The organism is Micromonospora sp. WMMC273 (assembly GCF_027460285.1).
Taxonomy (GTDB): Bacteria; Actinomycetota; Actinomycetes; order Mycobacteriales; family Micromonosporaceae; genus Micromonospora; species Micromonospora aurantiaca.
This window is the reverse complement of sequence record NZ_JAPZBE010000001.1, coordinates 1,707,645-1,723,617: the sequence shown is the minus strand read 5'-3', so window position 1 is coordinate 1,723,617 and position 15,973 is coordinate 1,707,645. Positions and strand designations below refer to the sequence as shown.

General features: G+C 72.5%; 13 protein-coding genes. 6 read left to right on the top strand and 7 right to left on the bottom strand.

What is annotated here, in order from left to right:
* From O7611_RS08195 to O7611_RS08185, 3 genes are all read left to right on the top strand, one after another.
* Positions 1–1,935 carry a fumarate reductase/succinate dehydrogenase flavoprotein subunit gene (locus O7611_RS08195; RefSeq protein WP_194800951.1) on the top strand — a complete coding sequence of 645 codons (1,935 nt, stop codon included), beginning with the start codon at positions 1–3 and terminating at the stop codon, positions 1,933–1,935.
* Entirely contained in the window at positions 1,932–2,684 is a 753-nt protein-coding gene (locus O7611_RS08190) for a succinate dehydrogenase/fumarate reductase iron-sulfur subunit (RefSeq protein ID WP_013285329.1), read from the top strand. Before O7611_RS08195 ends, O7611_RS08190 begins: the two co-directional genes overlap by 4 nt.
* A gap of 135 nt (positions 2,685–2,819) precedes the next feature.
* Positions 2,820–3,527, top strand: a complete 708-nt coding sequence (locus tag O7611_RS08185) for a TetR/AcrR family transcriptional regulator (protein ID WP_194800950.1) — start codon at positions 2,820–2,822, stop codon at positions 3,525–3,527.
* On the opposite strand, the gene O7611_RS08180 is transcribed toward O7611_RS08185, so the two are convergent.
* The 4 genes from O7611_RS08180 to O7611_RS08165 are packed head-to-tail and all read right to left on the bottom strand — an operon-like array spanning position 3,513 to position 7,675.
* Positions 3,513–4,646, bottom strand: coding sequence for an acyl-CoA dehydrogenase family protein (locus O7611_RS08180; protein WP_269696514.1), 1,134 nt, complete (start codon positions 4,644–4,646; stop codon positions 3,513–3,515). The two genes, O7611_RS08185 and O7611_RS08180, sit on opposite strands and share 15 nt — an antisense overlap.
* 22 nt (positions 4,647–4,668) lie before the next feature.
* Positions 4,669–5,697: an LLM class F420-dependent oxidoreductase gene (locus tag O7611_RS08175; RefSeq protein ID WP_269696513.1), complete on the bottom strand. Its 1,029-nt coding sequence runs from the start codon at positions 5,695–5,697 to the stop codon at positions 4,669–4,671.
* Complete coding sequence (locus O7611_RS08170) at positions 5,697–6,857, bottom strand: CaiB/BaiF CoA transferase family protein (protein WP_194800947.1); 1,161 nt, start codon at positions 6,855–6,857, stop codon at positions 5,697–5,699. The genes O7611_RS08175 and O7611_RS08170 overlap by 1 nt, the downstream gene beginning before the upstream one ends.
* Positions 6,854–7,675: an enoyl-CoA hydratase-related protein gene (locus tag O7611_RS08165; RefSeq protein ID WP_269696512.1), complete on the bottom strand. Its 822-nt coding sequence runs from the start codon at positions 7,673–7,675 to the stop codon at positions 6,854–6,856. Before O7611_RS08165 ends, O7611_RS08170 begins: the two co-directional genes overlap by 4 nt.
* A gap of 43 nt (positions 7,676–7,718) precedes the next feature.
* On the opposite strand from O7611_RS08165, the gene O7611_RS08160 reads away from it, so the two are divergent.
* Positions 7,719–8,399: a GntR family transcriptional regulator gene (locus tag O7611_RS08160; protein ID WP_194800945.1), complete on the top strand. Its 681-nt coding sequence runs from the start codon at positions 7,719–7,721 to the stop codon at positions 8,397–8,399.
* A gap of 1 nt (position 8,400) precedes the next feature.
* On the opposite strand, the gene O7611_RS08155 is transcribed toward O7611_RS08160, so the two are convergent.
* Positions 8,401–9,891, bottom strand: coding sequence for an aldehyde dehydrogenase family protein (locus tag O7611_RS08155; protein ID WP_194800944.1), 1,491 nt, complete (start codon positions 9,889–9,891; stop codon positions 8,401–8,403).
* A 76-nt stretch (positions 9,892–9,967) separates the two neighbouring features.
* On the opposite strand from O7611_RS08155, the gene O7611_RS08150 reads away from it, so the two are divergent.
* Complete coding sequence (locus tag O7611_RS08150; protein ID WP_269696511.1) at positions 9,968–11,119, top strand: acyl-CoA dehydrogenase family protein; 1,152 nt, start codon at positions 9,968–9,970, stop codon at positions 11,117–11,119.
* 55 nt (positions 11,120–11,174) lie between these two features.
* On the opposite strand, the gene O7611_RS08145 is transcribed toward O7611_RS08150, so the two are convergent.
* Positions 11,175–13,322 (bottom strand): 3-hydroxyacyl-CoA dehydrogenase NAD-binding domain-containing protein, encoded by a 2,148-nt coding sequence (locus O7611_RS08145; protein WP_269696510.1) that lies wholly within the window; start codon positions 13,320–13,322, stop codon positions 11,175–11,177.
* 9 nt (positions 13,323–13,331) lie between these two features.
* A complete protein-coding gene (locus O7611_RS08140) occupies positions 13,332–14,546 on the bottom strand; it encodes an acetyl-CoA C-acetyltransferase (RefSeq protein ID WP_269696509.1) in 1,215 nt (404 codons plus the stop codon).
* A 164-nt stretch (positions 14,547–14,710) separates the two neighbouring features.
* On the opposite strand from O7611_RS08140, the gene O7611_RS08135 reads away from it, so the two are divergent.
* Complete coding sequence (locus tag O7611_RS08135; protein ID WP_194800940.1) at positions 14,711–15,913, top strand: TetR/AcrR family transcriptional regulator; 1,203 nt, start codon at positions 14,711–14,713, stop codon at positions 15,911–15,913.
* Positions 15,914–15,973: the final 60 nt, after the last annotated feature.

Sequence of the window (15,973 nt, the reverse complement as noted above, 5' to 3'; positions counted from 1 at the left end):
ATGGATCTCTACACCGAGGGCGACCCGATCGCCGACACCCGGGCCCCGGACGGCCCGATCGAGACGCGGTGGGAGCGCCACCGCTTCGAGATGAAGCTGGTCAACCCGGCCAACCGCCGCAAGATGACGGTGATCGTGGTCGGCACCGGCCTGGCCGGCGGCTCCGCCGCCGCCACGCTCGCCGAGCAGGGCTACCAGGTGCGGTCCTACTGCTACCAGGACAGCCCGCGTCGGGCCCACTCGATCGCCGCGCAGGGCGGCATCAACGCCGCCAAGAACTACCGCAACGACGGCGACTCGGTGCACCGCCTCTTCTACGACACGGTCAAGGGCGGCGACTTCCGCTCCCGCGAGTCGAACGTGCACCGGCTGGCCGAAGTGTCGGTGAACATCATCGACCAGTGCGTGGCGCAGGGCGTGCCGTTCGCCCGCGAGTACGGCGGCCTGCTCGACACCCGCTCCTTCGGCGGCGCCCAGGTGCAGCGCACCTTCTACGCCCGGGGCCAGACGGGCCAGCAACTGCTGCTCGGCGCGTACCAGGCGCTGGAGCGGCAGATCGGCCTGGGCAACGTGGAGATGAACGCCCGCCACGAGATGCTCGAACTGGTGATCGTCGACGGTCGGGCGCGCGGCATCGTGGTCCGCGACATGGTCACCGGTGAGATCAGCACCGAGATGGCCGACGCGGTCGTGCTCGCCTCCGGCGGCTACGGCAACGTCTTCTACCTCTCCACGAACGCCAAGGGCTGCAACGTCACCGCCTCCTGGCGGGCGCACCGCAAGGGCGCGTACTTCGCGAACCCCTGCTACACGCAGATCCACCCGACCTGCATCCCGGTCTCCGGCGACCACCAGTCGAAGCTGACCCTGATGAGCGAGTCGCTGCGTAACGACGGCCGGGTGTGGGTGCCGAAGGCCAAGGGCGACCAGCGCAGCCCGCGGGACATCCCCGAGGACGAGCGGGACTACTACCTGGAGCGGATCTACCCGTCCTTCGGCAACCTGGTCCCCCGCGACATCGCGTCCCGCGCCGCGAAGAACGTGTGCGACGAGGGACGCGGCGTCGGTCCGACCGGCCTCGGCGTCTACCTGGACTTCGCCGACGCGATCAACCGGCTGGGCCGCAAGGCCATCGAGGCCAAGTACGGCAACCTCTTCGAGATGTACGAGCGGATCACCGGCGAGGACCCGTACGAGGTGCCGATGCGGATCTACCCCGCCGTGCACTACACGATGGGCGGCCTCTGGGTCGACTACGACCTGCAGTCGAGCATCCCCGGCCTGTTCGTGATCGGTGAGGCCAACTTCTCCGACCACGGCGCGAACCGGCTCGGCGCCTCGGCGCTGATGCAGGGCCTGGCCGACGGCTACTTCGTGCTGCCGAACACGCTCGCCAACTACCTGGCCTCCAGCTCGCTGGACAAGGTCGACGCCAGTCACCCCGAGGCGGTCGCGGCGCGGACCGAGGTCGAGGACCGGATCAAGCGGCTGCTGGCGATCAACGGCGACCGCACGGTGGACTCGTTCCACCGCGAGCTGGGCCAGATCATGTGGGAGCACTGCGGCATGGAGCGCTCCGAGGCCGGGCTGCGCAAGGCGATCGACGAGATCCGCGCGCTGCGCGAACAGTTCTGGCAGCGGGTGCGCGTGCCGGGTGACGGCGAGGGCCTCAACCAGTCGCTGGAGAAGGCCGGCCGGGTGGCCGACTTCTTCGAGCTGGCCGAGCTGATGTGCATCGACGCCCTGCACCGCGAGGAGTCCTGCGGCGGCCACTTCCGGGCCGAGCACCAGACGCCCGACGGCGAGGCGCAGCGCGACGACGACCGGTTCGCCTACGTGGCGGCCTGGGAGTTCACCGGCACCGGTGAACCCGTGCTGCACAAGGAAGACCTGACCTTCGAATACGTCCACCCCACGCAGCGGAGCTACAAGTGAACCTGACCCTGCGCATCTGGCGCCAGACCGGCCCCGAGGACAAGGGTCGGATGGTGACCTACCCGGTGCAGGACGTGTCCCCGGACATGTCCTTCCTGGAGATGCTCGACGTACTCAACGAGCGGCTCATCCTCGACGGCGAGGAGCCGGTGGCGTTCGACCACGACTGCCGCGAGGGCATCTGCGGCATGTGCAGCCTCATGATCAACGGTGAGGCGCACGGCCCGCAGCGCGGCACCACCGCATGCCAGCTGCACATGCGGCAGTTCTCCGACGGCGACACGATCGACATCGAGCCGTGGCGGGCCCGGGCCTTCCCGGTCGTCAAGGACCTGGTGGTCAACCGCAACGCGTTCGACCAGATCATCGCCGCCGGCGGCTACGTCACCGCGCCGACCGGCAGCGCCCCGGAGGCGCACTCGGTGCCGGTACCGAAGGCCGACGCGGACGCCGCGTTCGAGTCGGCCGCCTGCATCGGCTGCGGCGCCTGCGTGGCGGCCTGCCCGAACGGCTCCGGCATGCTGTTCACCGCCGCGAAGATCACCCAGCTCTCGCTGCTGCCGCAGGGCCAGCCGGAGCGCTACACCCGGGTGATCGGCATGGTGGACGCGCACGACGAGGCCGGCTTCGGCGGCTGCACCAACATCGGCGAGTGCGCGGCGGCCTGCCCGAAGGGCATCCCGCTGAACACCATCGGCCGCCTCAACCGGGACTACCTCAAGGCGACCGCCAAGCGCTCCGGTTCCTGACCGGACACCGCACCACAGACGCGACCGCCGCGTCCTGCATCCGGGACGCGGCGGTCGCGCTTGTCCAGGGGTACGCCCCGGCGATTGGTACGGTGAAGCGCCAACCGCGTCACCGTCTCTCCCGGGAGGGCATTCATGGCCCGGACCGCTCCCGTGCAGGCGTCCTCCCCCGAGGCGGTTCACGACGAACCGGCCGACCGGCCCGAGTCGCTGCTGGAACGCGCCTTCACCGAGGCGTTGCACAGTGCCGACGACAGCGACGAGGTGGCCACCCGGATCCTCGACGCTGCCTACGACCAGTTCTGCCGGATGGGCATCCGCCGCTCCACGATGGAGGACGTGGCCAAGCGGGCGGGAGTCTCCCGGATCACCGCGTACCGCCGGTTCGCCACCAAGGACCGGCTGGTCGAGCAGGTGGTCCGCCGCGAGTTCCGGCGCTACTTCGACCGGTTCCTGGTCGACATCCAGCAGGCGGCCACGGTCGGCGACCGGGTGGTGCTGGGCTTCGTCAGCGCGCTGGACGCGATCCGCCGCAACCCGCTGATCGGCGGGCTCATGAGCGTCGAACCGGACGTGCTCATCCCCTCGATGATCAGCGACGGCGGGCGGACGCTGGCGACCGTGCAGCGGTTCGTCGCCGGGCAGTTGCGCCGCGAGCAGCGCGCCGGCACCATCGCCGCCACAGTGGACGTGGAGGTGGCCGCCGAGCTGATGACCCGCCTGTCCTGTTCCTTCCTGCTCACCCCGAGCCACGTCGTCGACCTCGACGACGCCGACGCGCTGCGGGAGATGGCCCGGCGGTTCCTCGTACCCATGCTGGAGCCCGGCTCACAGACCGAGTGACCGGCCGATCACCTCCTTCATGATCTCGGTGGTGCCGCCGTAGATGGTCTGGACGCGGGCGTCCAGGTAGGCGCGGGCCACCGGGTACTCGCGCATGTAGCCGTAGCCGCCGTGCAGCTGGAGGCACCGGTCCACGACGCGCTGCTGCAACTCGGTGCACCACCACTTCGCCATCGCCGCCGTCTCCGCGGTGAGGTCCGGCGCGACCAGGCAGTTGTCGACGAAGACCCGGCCCAGACGCAGCTCGGTGGCGAGTTCGGCGAGCACGAACCGGTTGTGCTGGAAACTGCCGATGGGACGGCCGAACGCCTGGCGCTGCTTGCAGTAGTCGAGCGTCTGCGCGAACACCGTCTCGGCGCCGGCGAGCGCCGCGACGGCTATCGACAGCCGCTCCAGCGGCAGGTTGCGCATCAGGTAGGCGAAGCCCTCGCCCTCCGTGCCGAGCAGGTTGGCCGCCGGTACACGGACGTCGGAGAAGAACAGCTCGGCGGTGTCCTGCGCCTTCTGCCCGAGCTTGTCGAGGTTGCGGCCGCGCTCGAACCCCGGCATGCCGCGCTCGACCACGAGCAGGCTGATCCCCCGCCGCCCGGCGCCGGGATCGGTACGGGCGACCACGACGACCAGGTCGGCCAGGATGCCGTTGCTGATGAACGTCTTCTGCCCGTTGAGGACCCAGTCGTCGCCGTCGCGTACCGCTGTGGTGGTGATGCCCTGAAGGTCGCTGCCCGCGCCGGGCTCGGACATGGCGATGGCTGTGACGATCTCACCGGAGCAGAAGCCCGGCAGCCAGCGCTGCTTCTGCTCCTCGGTGGTCAGGTCGGTCAGGTACGGGCCGATGATGTCGTTGTGCAGGCCGAACGCGGGTCCGCTCGCACCGGCCCGGGCGAGTTCCTCGGTCAGGACGGCGTGGAAGCGCCGGTCGGTGACCCCGGCGCCGCCGTACCGTTCGTCGACGAAGAAGCCGAGCAGCCCGGCGGCGCCGGCGGCCCGCCACACGCCGCGATCGACGATGCCGTCGGCCTCCCAGCGCTCGTGGTGCGGGGTGATCTCCTTGTCGATGAAGGCGCGCACCAGCTCGGCGAACGCCAGGTGGTCGGCGGTGAAGATCGCGCGGTCCATGTGTGTCGGCTCCTCCCCTGCGCTACCGGGCCATGTCCGCGACGGCGGCGACGAGGCGCCGGGGGTCCTCGCCCAGCGGCGCGACGTTGAGGATCGTCACGCCGGCGTCGCGGTACTCCTGGACCCGGTCGCGCACGTAGCTCTCCGGTCCGATCAGGCTGGTGCGTTCCAGCAGTTCCGCCGGCACTGCGGCGGCGGCCTCGGCCTTGCGCCCGGCCAGGTAGAGGTCCTGGATGCGGTCGGCCTCGGCTTCGTAGCCGTAGCGGCACAGCAGGTCGTGGTAGAAGTTGCGGCCCTTGGCGCCCATCCCGCCCACGTACAGGGCGATCAGCGGCCGGGCGAGGTCGCGCAGCCCGGTCACGTCCGGGCCGATCGCCAGCGGCCCGCCGGCCACCACCTCCAGCGGCCCGAGGTCAGGGGACCGCTTCGCCCGGCCGGCTGCCAGCGCGGCACCCCAGACGTCGCCGGCGCGCCGCGGGTCGTAGAGGAACGGCAGCCACCCGTCGGCGATCTCGGCGGTCATCCGGACGTTCCGGTCACCGAGGCTCGCCACGTGGATCGGGATGCGGTCGCGGACCGGGTGGGTGAGGATCTTCAGCGGCTTGCCCAGCCCGGTGCCCTCGCCGGGCGGCAGCGGCAGCCGGTAGAGGCCGTCGTTCGTCAGCGTCTCGCGTCGCCACACCCGGCGGCAGATGTCGATCACCTCGCGGGTGCGGGCCAGCGGCCTGTCGTACGCGACGCCGTGCCAGCCCTCGATCACCTGCGGTCCGGACGCGCCGAGGCCGAGGATGGCCCGGCCACCGGACATCGCGTCCAGGCCCGCCGCGGTCTGCGCCAGCAGAGCCGGGGTACGCGAGAAGATCGGCAGGATCGCGGAGCCGATGTGCACGCGGCTCGTCCGGGCGGCGAGGTAACCCATCACGGTGGGCGCGTCGAAGCCGTACGCCTCGGACACCCAGACCACGTCCAGGCCGTCCTGTTCCCAGGCGGCCACGTCGTCGGCGCCGCCGCGGGGGTCGGCGGCGTACGCCAGTGTCGTCCCGATACGCATCAGTGCGCTGCTCCCTGCTTCCGGCCGACGACGCCGTCGTCCAGCCACCGCGGTAGGTGTGCGCCCAGTCCCCAGTCGGTGAGGACGGGCTCGGTGTCCGCGCCGGGCGCGGGCGGCGGGCCGCCGACCCGGCCGGGTGTCGCGGACAGGCGGGGCGCCACGGCCGGTTGCCGGACGCCGAAGTGCTCCTCGTACGTGCCGCGCGCGGCCAGGTGCGGGTGGCCCGGCGCCTCGGCGAGCGACAGCACCGGCGCGACGCAGGCGTCGGTGCCGTCGAACACCGCCGTCCACTCGGCGCGGGTGCGGCCGGCGAACACCTCGGCGAAGCGGGCGCGCAGCACCGGCCATCCGGCCACGTCGTGCTGTGCCGGCAGGTCCGCGTCGCCCAGCCCGAGCAGCCGCAGCAGTTCGGCGTAGAACTGCGGTTCCAGCGCGCCCACCGCCATGTGCCCGCCGTCGGCGGTGGCGTACACGTCGTAGAACGGCGCGCCGCCGTCGAGCAGGTTGCGGCCCCGCTCGGGTAGCCAGGTGCCCTGCGCGAGCATCCCGGCGAACGGGGTGGTGAGGTGCGCCGCGCCGTCCACGATGGCGGCGTCGACGACCTGGCCCCGGCCGGTGGCGGCGGCGACGTGCAGCGCGGCCAGGATGCCGACGACCAGGTAGAGCGAGCCGCCGCCGAAGTCGCCGACCAGGTTGAGCGGGATCTGCGGCGGCCCGCCGGCGCGGCCGATCGGGTGCAGCGCCCCCGCTACGGCGATGTAGCCGATGTCGTGGCCGGCGGCGCGGGCCAGCGGCCCGTCCTGTCCCCAGCCGGTCATCCGCCCGTACACCAGGCCGGGGTTGCGGGCCAGCGCGGCCTGCGGTCCGACGCCGAGCCGTTCGGCCACGCCGGGGCGCCAGCCCTCGATCAGGATCGCGGCCCGGCCGGCCAGCGCGAGGACCACCTCGGCGCCGTCGGGGTGCTTCAGGTCCACCACGATCGAGCGCTTGCCCCGGTTGAGCAGGTTCCGCGCGGGGTCACCGGCCGGGAGCGCGCCGGGTTCCGGCCGGTCGACCCGGACCACGTCGGCGCCGAGGTCGGCCAGCAGCATGGCGGCGAACGGGCCGGGTCCGATCCCGGCCAGTTCCACGACCCGGACGCCGTCCAGGGGCCCGCTCACGCGCCGGCCCGGGGGGCGAAGCGGGGTGCGCGGCCCTGGGCCCGGCTGAGCAGGGCCTCGCCGAAGTCGGGGCCGGCCAGGGACTCGACCATGAGCCGGATCGCGTCGGCGGCGGCCTCGGCGGCGCCGGTCTCCGAGCCCGACCACACCTGCCGCCGGATCACCGACATGGACGCCGGTGAGCAGTGCTGCGCCAGGGCCGCGGCATAGGCTTGTGCCTCGGCCAGCACCTCGTCGCGCGGGAGCACGCGTTGCACAAGTCCGATCCGGAACGCCTCGACCGCGTCGACCTTGCGGCCGGACAGCAGCAGGTCCAGCGCGGCGCCGACGCCGATCAGCCGGGGCAGCAGCCAGGCGCTGCCGTACTCGGCGACGAGGCCGAGCCGGCTGAACGAGGTGGACAGGCGCGCCTCCGCCGCCATGAAGCGCACGTCGGCGTAGAGCGCGTGGACCAGGCCGAGGCCGGCCGTGCCGCCGTTCATCGCGGCGACGATCGGTGTGCCGAGCGTCAGCGGCAGGTGCGGCGGGAAGCCGAACTCGCCGGCGAGCAGGTCGCGGTTGCGTTCGTCGAGCAGCGCGGCGAGCGCCTCCGGGTCCGCGCCGGCGCAGAACCAGTCACCGGAGCCGGTGACCACCACCGCCCGGACCTCCGGGTCGGCGTCCGCCGCCACCAGGGCCGCGTAGTAGTCGCGGAACATCTCCAGCGACATCGCGTTGCGCCGGTCGGGCCGGTCGAACCAGATGGTCCGCACGCCGTCGCTGGTGGCGGCCCGCAGTCCGGCGCCGGCCGGTTCGGACTCCGGCAGGGTCGAGCTCATCGGCGCTCCTGTTCTGACATTTGACATTTGATACCCTGAACTGGTGGCGGACCGCGGCAGGATCCAGAACGTCTCTCAGCCCCAGCTCTCCGAGACCGTGGCGAGCCTGCTGCGCGACCGGATCATGTCCGGCCAGCTGCGCCCCGGCGAACGCATCCGGCTCGAAGAGGTCGCCCAGGAGACCGGGCTGAGCATCACGCCGGTACGCGAGGCGCTGCTGATGCTGCGCGCGGAGGACATGGTCGAGCTGCAACCGCGTCGCGGGCACGTGGTGGCGCCGCTGTCGAGGCAGGACATCATCGACGTGTTCAGCCTCCAGGGCCACATCGCCGGTGAGCTGGCCGCCCGGGTCGCCGTCAGTATCACCCCGGAGCAGCTCGACGACCTGCGGCAGCAGCACGAGCGGCTGCGCCGCGCCGCCCAGGCCCGGCAGATCAGCCGGGTCGAGCAGCTCGAATACGAGTTCCACCGGCGGATCAACCGGCTCGCCGACGCGCGCAAGCTGTCCTGGCTGCTGCGCACCGTCACCCGCTACACGCCGTCGCGGTTCTACGCCGCCGACGCGGAGTGGCGGGCCGGCATGGTCGCCGATCACGAGGCGCTGCTCGACGCGCTCGCGGCGGGCGACCCGGAGGCGGTCCGGCCGGTCATGGCCCGGCACTTCACCGACGGCGCGGAGCGGCTGGTCAAGCACCTGGACGGCCTGGGCGTGTGGAACGAGTGAGTCACCGGCGGCCATGACGCCACGCGAACATCGCCAGCGAGCGCTTCATCGCGGCGGCGGACGGCTGAAGCGTCATCACCTCGATCAGCGGCCGGAACCGCTGCCACGTCACCGATCGCGCCCGGGCGAACTCGCGCAGGCCGTCCGCGCCGTGGACCCGCCCGAACCCCGAGTCGCCCACGCCACCGAAGGGCAGTGACGGCACGCCCGCGTACCCCAGCACCGAGTTGACCGACACCGCGCCGGCCCGCAGCCGCCCGGCGAGCGCCAGGCCACGACGGCGGTCACGGGTGAAGATCGAGCCGGAGAGCCCGTAGCTGGTCGCGTTCGTGCGGCGGACCGCCTCGTCCGCGTCGGCCACCGGGTTGACCACGAGCACCGGGCCGAACGTCTCCTCGGTGACGGCGGTGCTGTCCTCGGGCACGTCGGTCAGCACGACCGGCTCCACGAACGGGGGCCGCACCGAAGCCGCGTCACCGACCACCGCCCGGCCGCCCCGGTCGAGCGCGTCGGTGACGTGGCGCCGCACGACCTCGGGCTGGGTGGGCGTGGTCATCGGCCCGTATGGCGCGTCCGGCTCGGCACCCGGCCGCACCTGCCGCGCCAGCTCGGTGAGTGTGGCCAGGAACGGCTCGTAGACGGACCGTTCGACGTAGACGCGCTCGACGCCGGCACAGGTCTGCCCGGCGTTGCCCAGGCCGCCGAAGACCGCCGCGTGCGCGGCCGCGTCGAGGTCGGCGTCGGCGGTGACGATCAGTGCGTCCTTGCCGCCGCCCTCGATCACCACCGGTGTCAGGCTCTCGGCGCAGGCGGCCATGACGGCGCGCCCGGTCGCTGCCGAGCCGGTGAACGCGATCTTGTCGACCGAGGCGCGGCACAGCGCGGCGCCGGTCGTGCCGTCACCGGTGACCACCTGGAGGACCGGGTGGGCGGGAAGCATCTCGTGCCAGCGCTCGGCCAGCCACACCCCGACGCCCGGGGTGAACTCGCTGGGCTTGAACACCACCGCGTTGCCGGCGGCGAGCGCGTGCGACACCGCACCCATCGGCGTGTAGACGGGGTAGTTCCACGGCCCGATCACGCCGACCACGCCGTACGGCACGTACTCCACAGAGGCGGCCTGGTTGAACGCGAGCATGCCGGAGGAGACCGACCGCCGCCTGAGCACCCGTGCGGCGTGCCGGGCCGCCCAGTCCAGGTGCTCAACGGCGAGCATCACCTCGAGCTGGGCCCCGGCGAGACTCTTGCCGGTCTCGCTCCGGACGATCCCGGCCAGCTCCTCGATGCCGCCCGCGACCGCCGCCTTGTACGCCAGCAGGTGCCGGCGACGCTGCCTGGCGTCCAGACCGGCCCACCAGCCGGCCGCCTCGCGGGCCCGCGTCACGGCGGCGCGTACGGCGGTGTCGTCGGCGATGTCGTAGTCGGCGCGGTGCTCACCTGTCACCGGGTCGACGACGCGCAGCCGGCGGGGGTGCTCCACGAGGGACGTCATCGGCAGCCTCCTGACATTTGATATTCGATAGTCTAGCCTTGCTGTCAATCCCTCACGATGCGCTGGAGGTACCGCGGTGGAGTGGAGCGACGAGCAACTGTCACTTGTCGAGGCGGTGCGGGACTTCTGCCGCCGCGAGGTCGGCACCCGCGAGCAACGGCACCGTCTCACCGACGGCGGGCGGGAACCGCACAGCCCGGAGCTGTACCGGAAGATGGCCGACCTCGGCTGGCTGGGCCTGTCGCTGCCGGAGGAGTTCGACGGCGGCGGCGCCGGCATGACCGAGCTGTGCCTGTTCCTGGAGGAGACCAGCCGGGCGATGGCGCCCATCGGCGGTTTCACCACCTCGATCATCGTCGCCGCCACCTACCAGCGGTTCGGCACGCCGGAGCAGAAGAAGCTGATCCTCAGCGGCGTGGCCCGCGGCGTGGTCGAGGCGGTCGCGATGTCCGAGCCGGAGGCCGGCTCCGACGTGGCGAACCTGAGCTGCCGGGCCGAGCGGCGCGGCGACGGGTGGGTGGTCAACGGGCAGAAGACCTGGTGCTCCAACGCCCACCTGGCCGAGCACATCCTGCTCGTCGCGCGCACCTCGGGCCGGGCCGGCGACCACCAGGGCCTGACCATGTTCCTGGTCCCGGCCGGCGCGCCCGGCCTGACCGTCTCCGGCATCGACACCATGGGCGGCCGCGAGGTGAACGACCTCTACTTCACCGACTGCGTGCTGCCCGCCGACGCGGTGGTCGGCCGGGTCGACCACGGCTGGCGGCAGCTGATGGCCGGGCTCAACATGGAGCGGCTGATCCTCGCCAGCGTGGTGCTCGGCATCGCCCGGCGCGCGTTCGACGACGTGGTGGCGTACGTGAAGGACCGCCGCCAGTTCCGCCGGCCGATCGGGTCGTTCCAGGTGATTCGGCACCGCCTGGCCGACCTGGCCACCGAGATCGAGTGCGCCCGGCTGCTCGTCTACGACACCGCCGCGCAAGTGGACAAGGCGCCGGACACGGTGCTGCCCCGGGAGAGTTCGATGGCGAAGCTCAAGGCCACCGAGACGGCCCGGCGCGTCGCGCTGGACGCGATGCAGATGATGGGCGGCTACGGCTACACCACCGAGTTCGACATGGAGCGCCTGGTCCGCTCGGCGATCGTGTCCACCGTCTACGGCGGCGCCAGCGAGATCCAGCGCGAGATCATCGCCAAGACGTACGGGCTGTCCGAACAGATGTCCTGACACGAATTGGCCCGGCCGGTGAGGGGCATACCCACCGGCCGGGCCGCGTCGTCGCCTACTCGAACCGCTCGCCCCGCTCGGCCACGGCCACCAGCAGTGGGGGCGGGTCGAACCGCTCGCCGTAGCGCTCGGCCAGCACCCGGGCGCGGGCCACGAAGCCCGGCAACCCGCCGGCGTACTGGTTGACGTACTGCAGCACGCCGCCGGTCCAGCTCGGATATCCGATGCCCAGGATCGAGCCGACGTTGGCGTCGGCCACCGAGGTCAGCACGCCCTCGTCCAGACACCGCACCGACTCGATCGCCTCGATGAAGAGCATCCGCTCCTTGAGGTCCTCGAACGGCGTGTCCAGGTTCGTGCCGCCGAACTGCTCCCGCAGCCCTGGCCAGAGCCCGGCCCGCTTCCCGTCGCGGTAGTCGTAGAAGCCGGCGCCGCCGGAGCGTCCGGTACGGCCGCACTCGTCGATCATCCGGTCGATCACCGCGTCGGCGGCGTGCGGCTGCCAGGTGCCCCCGGCGGCCACAGTCGCCGCGGCTGTCTCCAGGCGGATCTTCCGGGGCAGGGTCAGGGTCAGCTCGTCCATCAGCGCGAGGACCGGCGCGGGATACCCGGCCTGGCTGCTGGCCTGCTCGATGGTCGCCGCCGGGATGCCCTCGGCCAGCATCGCCACGCCCTCGTTGGTGAACGTGCCGATGACCCGGCTGGTGAAGAAGCCCCGGCTGTCGTTGACGACGATCGGCGTCTTGCGCAGCTGACGGACGACGCCCAGCGCCCGGCCCAGCGTGGCCTCGTCGGTCCGCTCCCCGCGGATCACCTCGACCAGCGGCATCTTGTCCACCGGGGAGAAGAAGTGCAGCCCGACGAACTCCTCCGGCCGGCTGACGCCCTCGGCGAGCAGGGTGATGGGCAGTGTGGAGGTGTTGGAGGCGATGAGCGCGTCCGGCGCGACCTGCTCGATCTCGGCGTACACCTTGTGCTTGAGCGCCGGGTCCTCGAAGACCGCCTCGATGGCGAGGTCGACGCCGGCCAGGTCGGCGAGGTCGCCGGTGGCGTGGATGCGGCCCAGGATCTCGTCCCGCTTCTCCGGCGTGGACCGGCCTCGGGCGACCGCCTTGTCGAGCAGGCCCGCCGAGTACGCCTTGCCGCGCGCCGCACCCTCGGCGGTGACGTCCTTGAGCACCACCCGCATGCCGGCGCGGGCGCAGACGTACGCGATGGCGGCGCCCATCATGCCCGCGCCGACGACGGCGACGCTGCGCACCGGCTCGTGGTCGCCGCCGGCGGTACGGGACCGGGCGGTCTGGAGGTCGAAGAAGAGCGCCTTGATCATGTTCTTGGCGACCTGGCCGGTGGCCAGTTCGGTGAAGTACCGCCCCTCGATGGTGAACGCGGTGTCCAGGTCCACCTGGGCGCCCTCGACGGCGGCGGCGAGGATGTTGCGCGGCGCCGGGTACGGCGCGCCCTTGAGCTGCTTGCGCAGCAGCGCGGGCATGGCCGGCAACTGCATCGCGAGTCCCGGGCCGGACGGGGTGCCGCCGGGCATCCGGTAGCCCTTGCGGTCGTACGGCTGGGTCGCGGCCGGGTTCGCGGCGATCCACTCCCGGGCGGCGGCCATCAGGGCGTCCCGGTCGGCGGCGAGTTCGTCGACCAGCCCGTGCGCGAGCGCGTCCTGCGGCCGGCGGCGCTGGCCGCCCAGCAGCCAGTCGGTCAGCGCGGCGGTGACGCCGAGCAGCCGGACGGTACGCACCACGCCGCCGCAGCCGGGCAGCAGGCCGAGCGTGACCTCGGGAAAGCCGATCTCGATGGCCGGGTCGTCGAGCACGATGCGGTGGTGGCAGCCCAGGGCGAGCTCCAGTCCCCCGCCGAGCGCGGATCCGTTGACGGCGGCGACGACCGGGCGGCCGAGCGTCTCCAGCCGGCGTACGGCCTGCTTGAGCGCGGCCGCGTCGGCCGCCGACGCCTCGGCGTCGGCGGGCGTGAGCCGCACCAGGGTCTCCAGGTCACCGCCGGCGAAGAACGTCTTCTTGGCCGAGGTGACGATCACGCCGGTGATCCGGTCGCGCTCGGCCTCGAGCCGGTCCACCGTGGCGGTCAGGCTCTCGCCGAACTCCGCGTTCATCACGTTCGCCGAGCGGCCGGGGTGGTCCAGGGTGAGCAGCACGATGCCGTCGTCGCCGTGCTCCCACCGGATGGTGTTTGCCATTCGTGCTCCTCAGATTCGTTCGATCACGGTCGCGATGCCCATGCCGCCACCCGCGCAGAGCGTGGCCAGGCCGTAGCGGCCGCCGCGTCGTTCCAGTTCATCGACGAGCGTGCCGAGGATCATGGCGCCGGTCGCGCCGAGTGGGTGGCCCATCGCGATCGCCCCGCCGTTGGCGTTGACGATGTCCGGGTTCAGGCCGAGGTCGGCGACGAACCGCAGGACCACCGCGGCGAACGCCTCGTTGATCTCGACCAGGTCGAGGTCGTCGACGCCGAGACCGGCCTTCGCCAGCGCCTTGCGGGCGGCCGGCGCCGGGCCGGTGAGCATGATGGTGGGGTCGGCGCCGCTGAGCGCGGTGGCCACGACGCGGGCGCGCGGGGTCAGACCGGCGGCCGCGCCGGCGGCCGCGCTGCCGATCGCGACGAGTGCGGCGCCGTCGACGATGCCGGAGGAGTTGCCCGCCGTGTGGACGTGCTCGATGCGCTCGACCCAGTGGTACTTCTGCAACGCGACCGCGTCGAAGCCGGCCTTCTCGCCGATCTCGGCGAACGAGGGGCGCAGCGCGCCGAGGCTCTCCGCCGTCGAGTCGGCCCGGATGTGCTCGTCCCGGTCCAGCACGGTCAGCCCGTTGCGGTCGCGGACCGGGACCACGGACCGGGTGAAGTAGCCGTTGGCCCATGCCTTCGCGGCCCGCGCCTGCGACTGGAGCGCATACGCGTCGACCGTCTCCCGGTCGAAGCCGGCGATGGTGGCGATGAGGTCGGCGCTGATGCCCTGCGGCACGAAGCCGGTGGTGTAGTTGGTCTCCGGGTCCAGCGCCCACGCCCCGCCGTCGGAGCCCATCGGCACCCGGGACATCGACTCGACACCACCGGCGAGGACGAGATCCTCCCAGCCGGAGCGCACCTTCTGCGCGGCGATGTTCACCGCCTCCAGGCCGGAGGCGCAGAAGCGGTTGAGCTGGACGCCGGCCACCGTGTCGGGCAGGCCGGCGGCGACGGCGGCGGTCCGGGCGATGTCGGCGCCCTGGTCGCCGAGCGGGGACACCACCCCGAGCACGATGTCGTCGATCAGCGCCGGATCGAGGCCGGGCATCCGCCGCAGGGTCTCCTCGATCAGGCCGGTGATCAGCGAAACCGGCTTCACCCCGTACAGCGATCCGGTCGGCTTGCCCCGCCCGCGCGGCGTGCGCAACGCGTCGTAGATGAACGCATCGGTCGTCATGCCAAGCTCCTCATCGCTCACCCGCATGCGAATTTCGCCTAACTTTTCTTGAGCCTGCCGCCGCTTGTCAAGAAGCGTCAGGCGCTGTCCGGCTCCGAACCTGGGCGACGAGAACCGCCGAGGGGTCTCACCTGGGGCACGCGAGGGAGCGCTAACGTGTACGGGTGCGACGAGCAGCAGGCGACACCGCCCCGGCCCCGGTCAGACGACCGAAGGACCGCAAGGCCCGGATCGCGCTCGCCGGCGCCGAGTTGTTCTGCGAGCGGGGCTACCACGGCGTCTCGGTGGACGAGATCGCCGCCGCCGTCGGCATCAGCGGGCCGGCCGTCTACCGGCACTTCCCGAACAAGTACGCGATCCTCGTGCACGCCACCCGGGAGGTCGTCGGCGCCCTGCTCGCCGCGACCGAGCAGCCGGCGGCGAGCAGCGCGGACGGGCTGCTCGACGAACTGCTGCGCGCGCTCGCCGAGGTCGCGGTGAGCAGGCGGCGGGTGGCCGGGCTGTACCAGTGGGAGGGCCGCTACCTGACGCCCGAGCACCGGCAGGAGTTCGCCGTCTCGATGGCCACGCTGGTCGGCCGCGTCGCCGCGCCGCTGCGCGAGCTGCGTCCCGAGCTGACCGCAGCGCAGGCCGACCTGCTGGTGAACGCGGCGCTGAGCGCGTTCGGCAGCGTGACCACGTACCGGACCGCCGGCGCCGACACCGAGCATCTGCTCACCCGTGTCGCCTGGACGCTGCTGCGGACCGACGCGCCCACGGTGCCGCCCCGGCGCGATCCCGCGCCGCGGGACACGCCCGCCACCGGGCCGGTGCGCCCGGTCTCGCGGCGCGAACTGCTGCTCGTCGAGGCGATGCGGCTGTTCCACAGGCACGGCTACCACGCCGTCGCGGTGGAGGACATCGGCCGCGCCGCGGGCATGCAGGCCTCCAGTGTGTACCGCTACTTCCCGGGCAAGGCCGACCTGCTCGCGGCCGCCTACTACCGGGCCACCGACCGGCTGACCGGGGCCACCACCGCGGCGATCGCCGAGGCGAGCGACCCGGCCGACGCGCTGCACCGGGTGGTGCGCGCGTACGTCGACTTCGCCTTCGGTCAGAGCGATCTGATCGCGGTGTACCTGGCGGAGAACAACAACCTGCCGGACCGGGACCGCCACCAGTTGCGCGGCGCGCAGCGGCTGCACGTCGAGGAGTGGGTGGGCCTGGTCCGGGCGGTACGACCGGACCTGCCGGCCGCCGACGCCCGTGTGCTCGTGCACGCCGCGCTGAACGTGGTCACCGACGTCGGGCGGCTCGGCCGCTTCGACCGCAGCGAGGGCTACGACGACCAGACCGCCCGGCTCGCGCTCGCCGTCCTGCACGCCTGACCGGCGTCACCGCGAGCGCGCGGGCGGCGTGAGGCGCTGTGGTTGACTGACACTCATGGT

Bases quoted from the DNA above. Each gene is read 5' to 3' on its own strand.
- O7611_RS08145 (WP_269696510.1), bottom strand. From the start codon at position 13,322: ATGGCAAACACCATCCGGTGGGAGCACGGCGACGACGGCATCGTGCTG.
- O7611_RS08195 (WP_194800951.1), top strand. From the start codon at position 1: ATGGATCTCTACACCGAGGGCGACCCGATCGCCGACACCCGGGCCCCG.
- O7611_RS08165 (WP_269696512.1), bottom strand. From the start codon at position 7,675: ATGAGCTCGACCCTGCCGGAGTCCGAACCGGCCGGCGCCGGACTGCGG.
- O7611_RS08175 (WP_269696513.1), bottom strand. From the start codon at position 5,697: ATGCGTATCGGGACGACACTGGCGTACGCCGCCGACCCCCGCGGCGGC.
- O7611_RS08185 (WP_194800950.1), top strand. From the start codon at position 2,820: ATGGCCCGGACCGCTCCCGTGCAGGCGTCCTCCCCCGAGGCGGTTCAC.
- O7611_RS08155 (WP_194800944.1), bottom strand. From the start codon at position 9,891: ATGACGTCCCTCGTGGAGCACCCCCGCCGGCTGCGCGTCGTCGACCCG.
- O7611_RS08140 (WP_269696509.1), bottom strand. From the start codon at position 14,546: ATGACGACCGATGCGTTCATCTACGACGCGTTGCGCACGCCGCGCGGG.
- O7611_RS08180 (WP_269696514.1), bottom strand. From the start codon at position 4,646: ATGGACCGCGCGATCTTCACCGCCGACCACCTGGCGTTCGCCGAGCTG.